This window comes from Runella zeae DSM 19591 (assembly GCF_000423565.1).
Classification (GTDB): Bacteria; Bacteroidota; Bacteroidia; order Cytophagales; family Spirosomataceae; genus Runella; species Runella zeae.
Genome location: NZ_KE384045.1, coordinates 82,705 through 98,770, shown reverse-complemented (window position 1 = coordinate 98,770; position 16,066 = coordinate 82,705). Strand labels below are relative to the sequence as shown.

General features: G+C 46.3%; 7 protein-coding genes. All 7 read right to left on the bottom strand.

Annotation, left to right across the window (positions count from 1 at the left end):
• Nucleotides 1–14: 14 nt before the first annotated feature.
• The 7 genes from G563_RS0131130 to G563_RS0131100 all read right to left on the bottom strand — a co-directional run bounded on the left by G563_RS0131130 (nucleotide 15) and on the right by G563_RS0131100 (nucleotide 16,035).
• The gene (locus tag G563_RS0131130) at nucleotides 15–1,964 is read right to left on the bottom strand and encodes a glycoside hydrolase family 97 protein (RefSeq protein ID WP_028668779.1); all 1,950 of its coding nucleotides are present in this window, start codon (nucleotides 1,962–1,964) and stop codon (nucleotides 15–17) included.
• Nucleotides 1,965–2,125: 161 nt separating this feature from the next.
• A complete protein-coding gene (locus G563_RS0131125; RefSeq protein WP_028668778.1) occupies nucleotides 2,126–3,700 on the bottom strand; it encodes a glycoside hydrolase family 43 protein in 1,575 nt (524 codons plus the stop codon).
• 126 nt (nucleotides 3,701–3,826) lie between these two features.
• Nucleotides 3,827–6,109 (bottom strand): glycoside hydrolase family 127 protein, encoded by a 2,283-nt coding sequence (locus G563_RS0131120; protein ID WP_028668777.1) that lies wholly within the window; start codon nucleotides 6,107–6,109, stop codon nucleotides 3,827–3,829.
• Nucleotides 6,110–6,260: 151 nt separating this feature from the next.
• Nucleotides 6,261–7,937 (bottom strand): glycoside hydrolase family 43 protein, encoded by a 1,677-nt coding sequence (locus G563_RS0131115; protein ID WP_028668776.1) that lies wholly within the window; start codon nucleotides 7,935–7,937, stop codon nucleotides 6,261–6,263.
• Between the two features lie 30 nt (nucleotides 7,938–7,967).
• Nucleotides 7,968–10,442 (bottom strand): glycoside hydrolase family 95 protein, encoded by a 2,475-nt coding sequence (locus G563_RS0131110; protein WP_028668775.1) that lies wholly within the window; start codon nucleotides 10,440–10,442, stop codon nucleotides 7,968–7,970.
• Nucleotides 10,443–10,794: 352 nt separating this feature from the next.
• Nucleotides 10,795–12,606: a RagB/SusD family nutrient uptake outer membrane protein gene (locus tag G563_RS0131105; protein WP_028668774.1), complete on the bottom strand. Its 1,812-nt coding sequence runs from the start codon at nucleotides 12,604–12,606 to the stop codon at nucleotides 10,795–10,797.
• 6 nt (nucleotides 12,607–12,612) lie between these two features.
• Nucleotides 12,613–16,035 carry a TonB-dependent receptor gene (locus tag G563_RS0131100; RefSeq protein ID WP_037328684.1) on the bottom strand — a complete coding sequence of 1,141 codons (3,423 nt, stop codon included), beginning with the start codon at nucleotides 16,033–16,035 and terminating at the stop codon, nucleotides 12,613–12,615.
• Nucleotides 16,036–16,066: the final 31 nt, after the last annotated feature.

The following is a 16,066-nucleotide window of genomic DNA, read 5'->3' as shown; positions in this document are numbered from 1 at the left end:
ATTATGCAAGTCAATTAATTCACAATCAAGACACCGCCATTTGTCGGAATTATCAGGTCAACTTCCTGATTTTTCGAAAGTTTCGTCGTGCTGACCTTCCCGTTCAGCTGCTCGTCATCGGTATATTGCCGTAGCTCGGCACCCGCTGTTATCATGGGTAGTTTGACTTTCAGCTTCAGGATTTCTTTTTGGGCATTTATCCCTGTAATATACCAATGGCTACCATGACGACGCGCCAATACCACATACTTACCCGGATAGCCGTCAATAAAGCGAACCTCGTCCCACGTTGTCGGCACGGTTTTCATAAAATTGATGGCCCATTCGGGAGCATCGGTTAAGTTGTTGGGAGCCAGCGCAAAATGCTGCACAGCACTTTGAAACAACACCGCCGTTGCCAGTGCATACACATCAGACGTTACCCGCTTTGAGCCACGGTTGGGAGTGTTGTTGGCATTGTAAAACTTGTTCAGGGCGCTCCCGCCAAAATCCATACTGCCGACGGTGTTGCGGATAAACGGATGGAGCGTGGCATTAAACGCTTCATAATCACAGCTCCGCTGCGAAAAGGCGAGATTTTCGCTGGCTAGTACGGCCTCACTAGCGGCATAATTGGGGTACATACGTTCCCATCCGCGCGGCAAAGTACAGCCGTGGAAGATGCACAGGATGCCATAGTCGTTGGCATCGTACAGAATATCTTCGTACAACTTCATCGTCTCCTGCTTGTCGCCGCCGAAAAAGTCAACTTTAATCCCTTTCACACCAATGCTTTTCATCCACGCCATTTCTTTGCGGCGGGCAATAGTATTGTCCATGATGCCTCTCGGACCTTGGGGAGCGTCGTTCCAGTAACCGTTGGAGTTGTACCACAAATACAGGCTTACGCCTTTGCTTGCTCCGTATTTTGCCAGTTCGGCTATTTTATCCCGCCCGATTTGCGTGTCCCAAAGGGCATCAATCAGAATGGTTTCATAGCCCATGGCGGCGCTGAAATCAATGTATCGTTTTTGTTCGTCATACACCGTTTTACCGTCCATGCCGATGATCCAGCTCCACGAGCCTTTGGTATATTTGTAAGGTTGCGACGCCGCATAACGGGGTTCTACTACGTCGAAAGGGATGGTTGTTTCGATAATCGGAGCCAGCGTTTCGCCTACCGTAATGGTACGCCACGGTGTTTCGGCAGGAAGCGGAATACCAGGCGCAGAGGTTCCATTGCCGTTATTTTCGTCGGGCATCGGAAAGCCGATGGTATAAACACCTTCTGAATGACCCATCAGGCGGCTGCCGCAATAGCGACTGTCCACCCCTGTTTCAGAAATCAACACCCAACCGCTGGAGTTGACCTTGAAAAGGCACGGAAAGGTATATCCGTTGCCTCTGCCGTTTTCGCCGAGGGTGTCGTCCACCGTATATGGGATTTCGTAGCTTGGCATGGTGCGGGCAAAACCGACCATGGCTTTACTTTGGGCCGACAAAAAGGTGGTGGTTCCTTTCGGAAAGGCAAAACCCGATGCTTCTTCGTTGACAACGCAGGAAAGGGCTCGTTTCTGGGGATACACTTTGTAGCGGAATGCCACGTCGTTGTTGCTCACCCTGAACGTCACCTGAAAGGCATCCGCGCTGTTTTTTGAAAAGACAAATCCCCCTTCATTGGCCACATAATGCACGTTGCGTTGCTTTATGTTCGGTAACTCATAGGTATTGTCAATCTTCTGAGTAGTTGTTTTTGCATCAACCAGCGCCAGCCCCTCCGTAAAATCACCTACGTTTGTTTTCAGGCCAAGCGGTGATTTTTCCAGAAATGTTTTTCCGTTTAATGAAAGGCTATACACAGGTTTCCCGTTGTCGAGTGATACCTTTACGACCAGTTTTCCGTCAGGACTACTGATAGTGGAAGGGCTGTTTTGCGCATTGGACCAAAAAGCACTGAACAGTAGAAGCCAAATGGTGTATTTCATAGAAACTATGTTGATTATTTGTCATTCCGAGGCACGAGGAATCTTCTGTTGCAGGCCATTTTATTAATGTTATCGAGTGGGCAATCAGGTAAAGATCCCTCCTTCGTCGGGATGACAAAGGGTTATTTAAACAGGTTTTATCGTAAAAGATTACAACTATATTACTTCTCTGAAATTTTGTCTTCCATTCGGAAATAATCAAAATCGGCAAAACCGCCCGTGGTTTGGATGGCGTAGTTGAACAGCCCAAAACGATAGCCCATAAAATGCGGAATGGTATAAGGCATTTTCAGCGGCTCCCCGATTTTGACCCACGTTTTACCGTCGAGGCTGTAAAAGAAATGGGCAATGTCGGCGCGGTTTCTAAAATCACACTCGGCCTTGAGATACACCGTCGTTTTGGCCAACGGAACGCGCTCGATTTCAATAGGTTTGCCCGTGTTGGCACTGACCATGACAATGGATTTGCTGCTATTGGCTACTTTGACCCCCACCAAGCCAAAATTCTTTTGTAACAAACCCAGTCCCGCAAAATCACCCTCCTTCATGTTGGAGACATCCAGCGCAGCCGAACCCGCCGACTCAGGGCCGAAAGTACGCTGCGTCAGGGTATTGCGGGCGAGTACAAACGACGTATCAATCCGTCCCGTTTTCAAGCGAAGAAAACCCTTACGCTCGGTCACCGACCAAAGAGCATTATCGGGGTTGTGGTTCCATTGCCAAACCAACGGCAAGGCCGCTTCGCCTTTTTTGCGGGTAAAGTCGTCGGAAGCAACAATAGTGGGAATCAATGACTTATTGGCAGGCAAATCAAGCGTTTCGGGGACTTTGCCGTTTTCGCCCAACACAGGCCAGCCGTCTTCCCATTTCACAGGCACCCAATACGGAATCCGTCCGACGCCGCCGAAATCGCGAAAGAGGTAGGCAAACCAACGGCCGTCGGGGGTATCAATCAGGCCGCCCTGCGCCACACCCAAGTCCTGCAACCCGACACGCCCTTCCCACGGCCCCGTGATTTTATCGGCGCGGTGGATAATCACCGTCCGCATCCCGCCCCGTGGCCAGCAGATATTGAAGAGGTAGTATTTGCCGTTGTGTTTAAACAACTGCGACCCTTCCGCCCCCAGCATAATGTTGTTGCCTGCGGGCAGGCTTGCATTCTCAATCACCACCGTTTCGGTCGTACCTTTCCGAACTCCCGTAAGGTCGTCGTTCAGTTCAACCAGCTTGAGTTTTCCCGCGCCGTAGATCAAATACGCCTTATCGTTTTCATCAAAAAACAGCGTATGGTCGTGGTAGGAAGGTTTAAACGAAGCCATTTTCCACGGCCCTTTTTCGATATTTTTCGTGGACCAGAGGTAGGTTTTACCCGTCGTCTGGGCAAAAGTTGTGACATAGTACGTGCCTTTGTGATAACGCAAACTACTTGCCCACGAGCCGCGTCCGTACGTCCCTTTACCGTCCGTGAGGTTCAGGGAAGGGACATTCGCCAGCGTGTCATACACATAGCCAACCATTTGCCAGTTGACCAAATCGCTCGATTTCATAATGGGCAGCCCCGGGCTCATGTGCATGGTGGTGCTGCTCATGTAGTAGGTATTCCCGACCCGAATCATGGCCAAATCCGGCACGTCGGCATAGATAATGGGATTACGGGCTTTCTGAGCAAATGCCTGTGTGGTCAGCAAAAGCCCAAGAATTACCTTAAAAAGACTATAAAAATTACATTTTAACATACGCTTATAACAATAGTCAGTGTTAATGTGACACAATTTGGGTTGCACAGAGTGACTTATAGCTTGTTCCAAATTCAGATTCAGGACATTAGAAGGTAATGCGTCTCTGACGCAAAAAAACAACCTCTATTTCACCAATCGTATCTGAAAAAACCGTGGCGTCGGCCTACCGTTTTCAGACGTAATTTTTAGCTTAACAAGCTCTTTATCATCGGTTTTCACTGTAATTACCTTGTCTTTTACTGCGAGCACTTCCGCCGCCCGATCATTGATAAAAATACCCACATCCTCCTTTTTCAAATTTCCCGAAAAGGAGATTTCGAGCGTTTTAGCCGCCAAGCTCTTGTTCTGTAATTGATAGAAAATGTACGAACGGGTATTGCGCCAGAAACGGCCGTCGTCGTCGTAGCCCGAATCGCTTTTTTCACCTTTGTACGCATGATCCACTTCGGGTTGTTGTTCGCCGCAATTCACCTTGTCAACCGTGCGGGCTTCGAGGGCAAGCGCCTCCACTTCCTGCTGACGTTGGGTCGCTTTTTGAGCGTCATAATCGGCCTGCGTAAAGGTCTGAAAATACATTTGGTAACGCGCATCGTGGATTTCGTAGAACGGTTGCAACGTTAGCGAATCGAGGGTAAAGGTCAGATTACCAGCTGGTTTTATCTTTGAAAGATAGGAATCGGTATTACCAATCAACGTATATGCTTTGTCGATAGGGTACAGTTTCCCTTTGGTTTCGTGCCCCATGCGACTGTCGTCGGCAAAAAGGCCCACTAAATCAGCGGTAGAGGTTTTGGCCGCGAGCACAATCGGGCCATGCACAAACGCCGCCCAGTTGGACTGGTCGGGCAGGTATTCCAGATGCGTGGAAGTCGTAAAACGCACCGTCACTTTATCACCCGATTTCCATTTTCGCTGGATACCGATGTAATGTGAAGGCTGCGCGCTGATGGGCGGCGTTTTTCCGTTGACCAGAACTTCTACCTTATCGGCCCATTTCGGAGAACGGATTTGCAAGCTAAACGTCTGTGATTTAGCAACTTTCAGCACCAGTTCTGTCTGGTTTTTGTACGGAAACTCAGTTGTTTGGGTTAGTTGAATGTTCTTTTCTTTCCAGTCTAATGTGGAAGGAATAAACAGGTTAACAAACAGATCATTGGCTGAATGGCTGTAAATCAGTTCGCCGTATTTTGTATGATTTTCGATGCCCGAACCTACGCAACACCACATGCTGGTTTCGGGTTGCGAATAGACGCGGTAATGATTGGGACGAATGGGCGTAAAATACACAAAACCACCCTTTTGTGGATGCTGACTCGACAGGATGTGGTTGTACAAAACCCGTTCGTAAAAGTCAAGATAAGTCGGGTCGTTTTTATCCAGAAACAGGGCTTTGCTCAGTCGCAGCATGTTAAACGAATTGCAGGTTTCGGGTCCCTGATTCGATTTTAGCATCGAACTGAAATCACTTGTCGGATTAAAATGTTCACGCACGCTGTTTCCACCAAAAGCTACACTGCGGGTTTGGGCTACATTTTGCCAGAAAAAACGCGCCGCTTCCGACCAATCGGTATTTCCCGTCAACTGCGCAATTTTCTCAAAACCAATTACCTTCGGAATCTGCGTATTAGCGTGTAAACCAGTCAATTTATCCTGTTTTTGCAATAATGGATTCAGAATTGCGCGGTGTGAAATGCGTTGGGCCGTTTCAAGGTATTTTTTGTCCTTTGTCAAGATATACAAGTCGGCAAAAACCTCGTTCATTCCCCCGTGTTCGGTGCGGAGAATTTGTTGAATCTGTTCATTGGAAAGTGGCTGTATAAGCTCGATGAACCAATCCCCTAAACCAACCAATACCTGTTTGGCTTGCTGATTACCTACAAATTCGTAGGCATCCCGCAAGCCTGCAAATAACTTATGAATGTTATAGAGCGGCACCCACGTGTTGTTCAGTCCAAAACTACTGCCGTCGATATCGCCTTTGTGAATCCGTTCCCAAAATACTTTTCCCTGCGGAATCCCGCCTACGTACCCATTCCCGTTTTTCGCCTGACACTTAGCCAGTTGGTCAATCATGTAGTCGAGCCGCTTTTTCAGTTCGGCATTACCCGTCGAGGCATACATCATAGCCAGTGCCGACAGGTAATGCCCGCCGATGTGGCCGTCCAGCCCAGAGCTTTCCCAGTTGCCGTAGCGTTCGGCTTTCAGGGGCAAACCCGCGTCGATGAGGTACGGGGCCAGCAGTTTGTCAGGGTTCAGTGACAGAATGTACCTGAGGTCAACGTCCTGCGCGTTTTTGAAAGCACCGTTGGTCACCTTAACCTCCTGAAGGGTAAACGGTTGCATCTGCCCCAGCGCTGGAACGCTGAATAGAAAAAGGGCGGTAATATGTACAAGGAAAGGTTTCAAAGTGTATTTGTTTGTGCGATAGAAGTAATTCAACCTCATCCCTAACCCTTCCGCTCGGGCGGTCCCGTCCTTTCTGGAGAAGGGGATTTAAAAGCCCTCTCCAGAAAGGCCGCGACGGCGTACCGTGAGGGTGGGGTGAGGTTGAAAAATTTTATTTCAATACGGCATCATTGCCGCTGTATTTCAGGAATTTAAACGAGGCTGAGTTGTCTGATTTTTCACCCGACGACGTAGCATACAAGCCATACACACAGCCAATAAAACTATTGGCCACTTTCGTACTTAAGAACTTACCATCCACCTGATCTTTTACCAGTTTCCAGTTTTTCCCGTCGGTCGAGTAGTGAAAGCTGTAAAGCGCGCCTTCTGACTGTATTTTGAAAAACACCTTGGCCGCTGGAGCCTCCAAGGGTAGTTCGGTCACTAACTCAACCGTCTTGTCTTTGCTCTTGAATAGCTGAACGACGTCTTTGCCGTTGCTTGTTGATTTGGCTAAAAAGTAAAAATGGCGTTCGTCCTGAAACGTAACCAATCCTGCTTTTTCCTTGTCGGTTTTAGGGGAAAAAACAACCTCCGTTTCGGCAGAACTCGTCAGGTGTTGCTGACGTTTGCCGACAAACGACGGATTACCTGCTTCCGAAATGGTTTCGGGTTTTAGTTTGAACGTCAGGCCGTTGGCTTTGGACGTTTTGAACGAACTGCTGTCCACCGTTCTCAGGAAAAGCATCGACAAATCCAGCCCTTTATCAAAGGTCATGGTGTAGGTAAAGTTGCCGTTTTGCGGCAAAGCACCTTTTTGTTTTACCTCTTTTATGTTGGTAGCGTATTTGTATTCAATGGCTTTTTCGCCGTGCTCAATCATCGGCCAATCGTTCACCCACGTGAGCGGGGCAATGAACATTTCGCGGCCTGTGTTGTAGAAATCACCTTCGTAGGGACGAACCGCGAGAAAGATTGAGTACCAGTTTCCGTCGGGGCCTTCGATAAACTGCGCGTGCCCCGCCGACGTAATCGGATTCGGACGGTTGGCAGGTAAGCCGCGTTGCGTCAATACAGGATTGCCTTCAAACGGCACATACGGTCCCCAAATATCTTTGCTACGCAAGGCTACTTGGGAGTGATTGACGGACGTTCCTCCCTCGGCACAATAAAGAATATACCAATCGTTGCGTTTTAAAATGTGCGGGCCTTCAATCCAAACTGGTTTTTTGGTAATGTCCACCCCACCGTTTATCAATTGCTTTTGTTCTCCGATGGTTTTTAAATTTTTGTAATCAAACTCATACATTCGCACGGTGCGATGACCCGGATAAAGCGGCTTATTATCAGGCGCATCGCTGTTGTAAACGATATAGGCTTTATCGGTAGCTTCGTCAAAATAAATGGATGGGTCGATACCCCTGACCTGCGGAAGTTTCACGGGGTTGCTGTACGGTCCCGCCGGATTGGTCGCCGTTACGACAAAGTTGCCGTCGTGGTCAATATCCGTACAAGTGACGTAATAGACGCCTTTGTAATAGCTGATGGCAGGGGCAAACAACCCGCGCGTCATTCGCTCGCCCATAAAGTCCATTTGCGACGGGCGGCTGATGACATTGCCGATTTGCTTCCAGTTTTTCAGATCGCGGCTGTGCATGATAGGCAGGCCCGGAAAGTACGAAAAGGTGGAATGAACCGTATAGTAATCAGGCCCTACTTTGACGATACTAGGGTCGGGATAAAAACCCGTCAAAATGGGGTTATTCAGGGTAACTTTCTGAGCCTGAGCCACGAATCCAAAAGTTACCAAACAAACAATACAAAAGGTGATAAGTGCGGTTTTCAACATAGTATAGTTAAGATATTCTGTTAATCATTTTTATTGCGCCACAAAAACGTATGTTTTTCCTGCTTGCGTCGGCACATCATACAACACTGTTTCTTTCAACGAAAGCGGGGTCAAACTGGCTTTCGCTGAAAGGACAGGAGCGGGTGTTTTTTGTGTTAGATAGAACATATTCGGATTCTCGCCAGCAGCAGGTTTGAGCCCGCTCCCGTTGGTGAGTTTGAGGGCGTTTGGCGTACGCACCCGTAGGTTGCCGCCTAGCGCCGATTTTATGGTTAATTTGGTGAGTTTGCCGTCTTTCCATTCCATGTTCTGTACCTCAAATCCGCCGATAGCCCGCAAACCGCCCACGCTACCCGCAGGCCAGACATCAGGCAGGGCTGGCAGCAGGTGTACTGCTCCGTCAGTACTTTGCATGAACATTTCGGTAATGCCCGACGTGCAGCCAAAATTCCCGTCAATCTGAAACGGCGGATGAGCATCAAACAGATTGTTGTACGTCCCTCCACCGTCTTTGGTGACGCCGAGCGGAGTTAACTGATTCTGAATGAGGGCGTAGGCATGATTGCCGTCCTGCAACTTTGCCCACCAGTTTACTTTCCAGCCCATGCTCCAGCCCGTCGAGACATCGCCACGGTGAATAAGCGTTGTGCGGGAAGCATTGAACAACTCGGGCGTGCGGTAAGCAGAAATCTGGTTGGACGGAAACAAACCGTACAGATGCGATACGTGGCGGTGGTGGTCGTTCGGGTCGTCCACGTCGTCGAGCCATTCCTGCAACTGACCGTACTGACCTACATGCATCGGTGCCAGTCGCCCACGCAATTGTTTAAGGGTATCGGCAAAAGCGGCATCTTTTTTCAGGATTTCCGACGCCCGAATGACCGTACTGAAGGCATCAAACACAATCTGGTTGTCCATCGTCGTGCCTGCGTCCAGCGACGAACCATCGTGGGCTTTTGGGGCATTTTCGGGGGAGCTTCCCGGGTTGATTACCAGCCACTTGTACTTGGGGTGTTCAATCAGGAAATCAGCGTAAAAAAGGGCCGCTCCTTTCAGAATGGGGTAAATTTTTGTCAAATATGCCTTGTCTCCATTGTACAGATAGTGTTCCCACAAATGCTGCGCTGTCCAGCCGCCACCGCCCAGCCACATACCCCAGAACGCCCCGTCGATAGCTCCCGTTGCCCGCCAGATGTCGGTATTATGGTGCGCCATCCAGCCACGGGTATGGTACATTTCGCGCGCCGTTTGCTGACCCGTTTCGGAAAGTTCCGTTACCATTTTCAAAAACGGCTCATGCAGCTCCGACAAGTTGGTTTTCTCAGCAGGCCAGTAGTTCATCTGGGCATTGATGTTGATTGTGTACTTGCTGTCCCACGGTGGACGCATTCTATGGTTCCAGATACCTTGCAAGTTGGCGGGCTGCCCCGATTCACCGTTGCCCGATGGTTGTGAGGACGAAATCAGCAAGTAGCGGCCATATTGATAATACAGCGTAACCAACTGAGGGTCATTGACTGAACGAAAATTTTTAAGCCGTTCATCAGTCGGGAGTTGTGCAGCATTGGTTGTTCCAAGGTCTAGCTTTACACGATTAAAAAACCTTTGGTATGCAGTGATATGAGTGGGTAAAATGGTAGCATATTGTTTGGCATAAGCTTTGTTCAAATAGGCCAATGCCCGTGCATTTTCATCGCCGCTGAGGTCTTTATAACTGTTAAAATTAGTAGCAATAGAAATGTAAATAGTAGCAGAGGTTGCTCCTTTGACAATCAACGCGGTATCATTGGCGGTGATACTTCCGCCTTGGGTTTTGATACGGGCAATACTTTTGAACTTCACCATGCCTTTCACGCCCTCATGATCGGAGGTAATACCTGATAAAGTCAATTCATTTGAAGAAACCGTCTTGATTTCTTTTTGGGCATGAGGTGTGGCATAAGAAGCTGCAAAAGACAGACTTCCCGATTTATCGGTCGTCAATTGTATCACAATCACGCGGTCGGGCAAAGAGGCAAGCACTTCACGCTTATATTTCACTCCGTTGACTGTGTAGGTCGTTTTGGATACGGCGCGTTCAATATCCAGTTCGCGGTAATAATTCGTATAGTTGTCGTGTCCGTCAAAGGTAAGGTGCAGATTGCCAACGGGCTGAAACATCTGCCCGTGCGATTTTTTGGTAATGATGGTTTTGTTGGCCAGCTGTTCGGCCGCTTTTTGTTTACCGTTAAAAATCAGCTGACGGATTTCAGGCAGCGAAGCCCACGCGTCAAGATTATCATTGCGGTTGGGGCTACCTGACCAAACCGTGTGCTCATTCAATTGAATTGTTTCGCGGCCAACGTTCCCATAGACCATTCCCCCCAAGCGCCCGTTACCGATGGGCAAGGCATTTTCCCAAACCGTCCCCGAGGGTTTGTTGTACCAGAGTTTGAGATTTGTCGCTTCCTGAGAGAAACCCAGAGACGATAAAAAAAGAAAGCAAAACGAAAATAACTGTTTCATTAATAATAAGTTTACGACCTAATAAGGATAGAATTGGCTATTTTTTTAAACTAAATTTTTACAATAAAAGGCAGAATGTGTAGTTATGACACATTTCCCCTGATAAAAAAAACAGTTAGGGTATCACTACCGTTTTTGTGTATTCAGAAAGGATAAATGATGAAATTTGGTCTTTGTTGGATAAATATTACATAGCCAAAGGTACTTATAAACGCCTCTACAAAGATAAAAAAGTTATATTTATTTCATAAAATATACAAATATATTGATTAAAAAATCACAAAAGATGTAAGTGACAAATGCCACTTACATCCCGTTCATGCGATTTATCTTCTACTGGCACACTTCAATTTTAATAACCAGTGTTTTGCGTAAAAGCAGGTCCCTCAACAGTACGATCTATTTGTGACTGAGGAATCGGTCTTAGCATATGAAAATCTTTGACGTACGGAGCAGCTTCGTTATTCCAAGCTTGGATACGTCTTACTAGAGATTTGGTTCTGACTAAGTCTTGGAACCTCATCCACTCGCCAAAAAATTCACGGCTTCTTTCATCCAAGATAAAATCAACGGTTACTTCGTCGGCAGTAATCGTCATTGCAGCAGCAGCAGCGGCATTTTGTGCTGCGGTGTTCGTCTTTCGATAAGCAGCTCTTTGACGAACCACATTCAGCAATTCAGCGGCTTTTGCTTTGTTTCCTGATTGAAGATAGGCTTCGGCTCCTACCAAATACACTTCTGAAAAACGAGTAATGACTACCGGACGAGTAGAAGGGTCGTTGAAGTTGCTACCACGGCTTGGATCCATGTGTTTCTTGATAGCAGGGTACAAATCTGCTTTCCACAAGCTTGGAGGAGCAATGATTCCTTTGAAAGGCCGTGTTCCATTAAATTGAGGAGCACCTACAACTTCATAGTCCGTTATCAATACGGCAGTATCCACACCTACTTGCATGGTATAGCCGATACCGCGTTTATTGTTGGCGGCATTAGCCGTATTGGTTACAGCTGTATTAGAGATATACACCGTATAAAAGGTATTCATAAAGCGAGAATCAATATCTCTCTTTACAAAAGCTTGATCAAGAAAATAATTTTTACCGGCATTTACCCCAGAAGTTTGTTTGACACTGTTGGGACGAAGACGCTGATACGGACGGCCATAATAGGAATCACGAATCATCCCCGACGTTCCAGAGTTGACCAAAACCCCAGAAGCATTTACAAAAGAGTTTATTCCACTGTTATTAGGATAGTTCCAGTTGGTAAACCAAGGAGTAAGATTATTGGCAAAACCACCACTTTCGCCCTGCCCCAATCGATAGTAGCCATATTTGGCATCGTTTGAGTGGTCACTTACAAACAGCGTTTCTTTACCGTAGTCATTGGCAGGTACAAACGCATCCCCAAAGTCTTGCCACAAGTCTAAGCCATACGTTCCTTTATTGGCAATAATTTCACTTGAAATTTTAGCCGCTTCGGCAAAATCGGCTTGGGAGTTTGTCAACCAACCGCGCGTCAAATAGGCTTTTGCTAAGAAAAACAAAGCGGCAGGCTTGGTAGCAGCTTTACCCAAAAAAGGAGCCGTTGGCTTGTCAGGTAAATCGGCAGCGGCATCCGTAAAATCTTGAATAATCAATTTATAAACCTCAGCCGCAGGGTCTCTTTTGGCACTTTGCGAGGGCAACGTAATAAACTCCGTATGCAAAGGCACGTCTCCCCAGGTTTGTACCAAATAGAAGTACCAAAAAGCTCTCAAAAACTTAGCTTGTGCTAAATATTGTTTTTTGGTGGCTTCGGGCAAATCAATGTTTTGCCCAAATTTTAATACTCCATTGATGGTATTGATAGAAGTAAAAGCCGCCGCCCAAGCCGAACCGAAATTGGTACTATTGAGGCCGTTGAAGGTATGTACTGGACCACCGCCACTACTTGCACCTTGGATAAATTCGTCGGTACCAGCCTGCATTTCCGAGGAGAACCCTTCGGTACCCCACTGGCCACGGATTTCGTTATATACACCCGCAATACCGCCCAATACCCCCGAAGCGCTATTGAAAAAAGAAGGAACAATTTGTGATTGAGGATGCTCTTCCAGTATTTTTCCGCAGCTTAGGCAGAAAAGTAAAGTAAAGACAATGAGTAAACTATGTATCTTTTTCATCTTGAATTAAAATTTAAGATTCAAACCTAAGGTATATTGACGCACTGGAGGGTTGTTGAGGTTTACGGTCACAAAACGATTAAAATTACCTCCTTGAATGGTATTACCATAGCCGTTTCCTTCGGGGTCAACTGCCAATTTGTCTTTCACTAATGGTGAATAAATAATAAAAGGATTGGTAGCATTGAGGTAAATACGCGCCGAAGAAACGCCCAATTTGGAGAGTAATTTTCCATTGACAGTATAACCTAAATTGATACTTCTCATCTTAATAAACGAGCCGTCTTGGTACGAAGTAGTCGAAGTAAAGTTTCTTACCCCACCACCTGCATCTGGTCTTGGGAAGGCATTGGTTGGATTGTCAGGCGTCCAATAATCCATTACTAGTTGGTTGGAGCGTCCTTGGTTTAAGAAACCAAAGCCCGAACCCCCACCTGATGTACCTGACAAATAAGGAACTACAACTTTCATCCCCATACGTGCGAAGGTAACGATAGACAGGTCAAAGCCTTTGTAAGTAAATCTGTTGGTAAGCCCCCCTTCCCATTTTGGTTGAAAATTACCGATGATTTTACGGTCATTGGCATCAATCACGCCATTATTGTCCACGTCTTCTACTCGTATTTCGCCCGGAATCTGCACTGGCGATGTTTGTTTTTTCAACGCGCCGTTATCCACATCTGCTTGCTGCCAAATACCGATTTTGTTGTAATCATAAATAACGGTGAGTGGATGCCCTACGAACCAAAAATTACCTTTATTGTCTAGCTCAGTAGGAGTAGTGAGCTGGGTAATTTTCTCACGGTTGAAGAAATAGGTTACGTCAGCACTCCAATTAAAACCACCTTTATTTCTGAAAATGTCGAAAGTCAACGATGACTCAAATCCTCTTCCTTCTGTTCGTCCTAAGTTTTTTAAGGTAGAACCCGCACCGTTACTTTGAGGCAAATTTACCGAAAGCAAAATGTCTTTTGTTTTTTGGTAATAAACATCAAATGAACCTGTAATGCGATTGTTAAACAACCCAATTTCTAAACCAATGTCGGATTGAGAAGTGGATTGCCAGCCCAAATCACTCGCTGGAAGACTCGTAACGGTATAGGCCAGTACCTGTCCTGCCGTGGTAGTACCGAAGTTGTAATACCCTGTGGAAAGAGCACCTAGCGTAGCATAAGCTCCTACGTTGCGGTTGCCCGAAATTCCCCAACCACCTCTCAATTTTAAATTAGAGAAAACAGGTACTTCTTTCATAAATGGCTCATCAATAATATTCCAACTCAAACCAATAGCTGGGTAATTGAAGTACTGATTTCCGGGTGATAATGTCGAAGAACCATCGCGACGGAAAGTAGCCGTCAAATTATATTTATCATTGAAAGTATAATTTACCCGCGCCATGTACGACAAAAGTCCCGTTTCTCCAAAGCTACCACTACCAGTAGGTTGACCAGAAGCCAAAGAGAAGTTGGAGGTTTTGATATAATCAGCGGGTACGCCTTTTACGTTAAAGCTACTACCTATGTTATGATTTTTGGTGATTTCATAAAGAGCAGTCAACCCAATTTTATGCTTTTGAGCAAAAACCTTATCATAATACAGCAAATGCTGCATGTTTACGTCCCAATACTCCGTATTTCTGATGTCAGCGTTAGATACACTTTGGTCAACGCCCGAGTTCACGAAAGTGTTTGGAGGCCCATATCCATTAAAATGTACTTGGCTAAAATTCAAGCCTGCATTGAAACGGTATTTGAGTCCGTCTAGAATATTTACTTCGGCATACAAACTATTAAAGGTACGGATGGAGCGTTCGTTAGAAAGAATATCATTTCCGCGCGAAATCAATGTCAACGGACTTACAGCTTGCGCTTCAATCGTACCTTTTTTGGGGTTCAAGTTGACTGTACCATCATCATTATACGGTTTGATCAAAGGAGACAAACGAACCAACTCTGTCGGCACTCCCCCACCCGCTGGGTCGTTTCTGTACGTAAGGGTATTGATAGTATTTAGTCCTATTTTTACTCGTTTGCCGATTTTTTGGTCGATGGTAGCGCGGATATTCATACGTTGAAAATCCTGGTTTGGCATAATACCTGTTTCGTTAAAATACCCTATTCCCAAGCCATATTGCGTATTTTCTACCCCACCTTGTAAGCCAAGTTGATGACTTGTATTAAAGCCTGGTTTATACAATAAATCCTGCCAATCGGTCGAGACTCCTGCGGCAAGATTTGCCTTTTCTTCCTCCGTGAGTGGATAAGCCGTTGTACCTGCTCCTTGGGTATTCAATGCTGCTGAAAGGTCTTTAAATTTGGCATATTGCTCACCATTCATGACATTGTATTTACCCATGATACTAGTCACCCCATGATACCCATCATAAGTCAATACAGGCTTGCCAGTTTTTCCTCTTTTGGTAGTAATCAAAATCACCCCACCCGCTCCTCTCGAACCAAAAATAGCGGTAGCAGAGGCATCTTTTAAGATTTCGAGGCTAGTAATATCGTCGGGGTTTATATCGTTGAGCCCTCCAAACGGGATACCATCCACTACCACAAGCGGCCCATCAAGGCCATCGCCGTTTCCAGTAGTAATAGAGCGGTTTCCACGGATACGAATAGTTCCTTGGCTACCGGGTGTAGAGCCATTGCTGACAATAGATACCCCCGCTGCCCGTCCTTTGAGCTGGTTCAAAAGGTTGGGGGCAGGTACTTCTTTGAGCGTAGCTTCATTGACCGATACTACCGCGCCCGTCATGTCGCGTTTGCGTTGCGTCCCGTAGCCTACCACTACTACTTCATTGAGGGTCTTGTTGTCGGCTTCCAGACGAACATTGATGATTTTTTGAGCACCCACTGTCACTTCTTTGGTGACATATCCTACGTACGAAAAAACAAGAACAACCCCATTAGCGTCAGGAAGAGTAAGTTTATAGTCACCGTTTGCATCTGTACTTGTACCTTTTACGGTGCCTTTTACTTGAATATTTACCCCTGGTAAGCCTTGGCCATCATCGCTTGTTACACGGCCCGCAATGTCTATTTGCTTTATTTCAGTGAGACTTGCTTCTTGGGGCGAATTTTGGGGGAGAAAAGGGGTGGGCGCAGGCTGCCGTTTGATTAAAATTTGTTGCCCTACTACTTCGTAGGTCAAATTGAGCGGGGTCAAAATGTGCTCCAATACGCCAAAAAGTTCTTCATTATTGGCTTGATAGGTAACTTTGCGCTTCGATTGTACAATTTCTCTACTGAATAAAAATTGTACATTGGCCAATTTTTCAATTCTCTTGATAACCACTTCTGCATCTTGGTTCTGAGCCGAAAAACTAATTCGACGCTTCAAAATCTCCTGCGCTTTGCCATCATGGGCGAAGCTTATTTTAAAAAATAGGAGCACAAGTAAGAATTGCAGGCTTGATATTTTCATAATCCTGATCCAAACATTGTGATTAAATAAA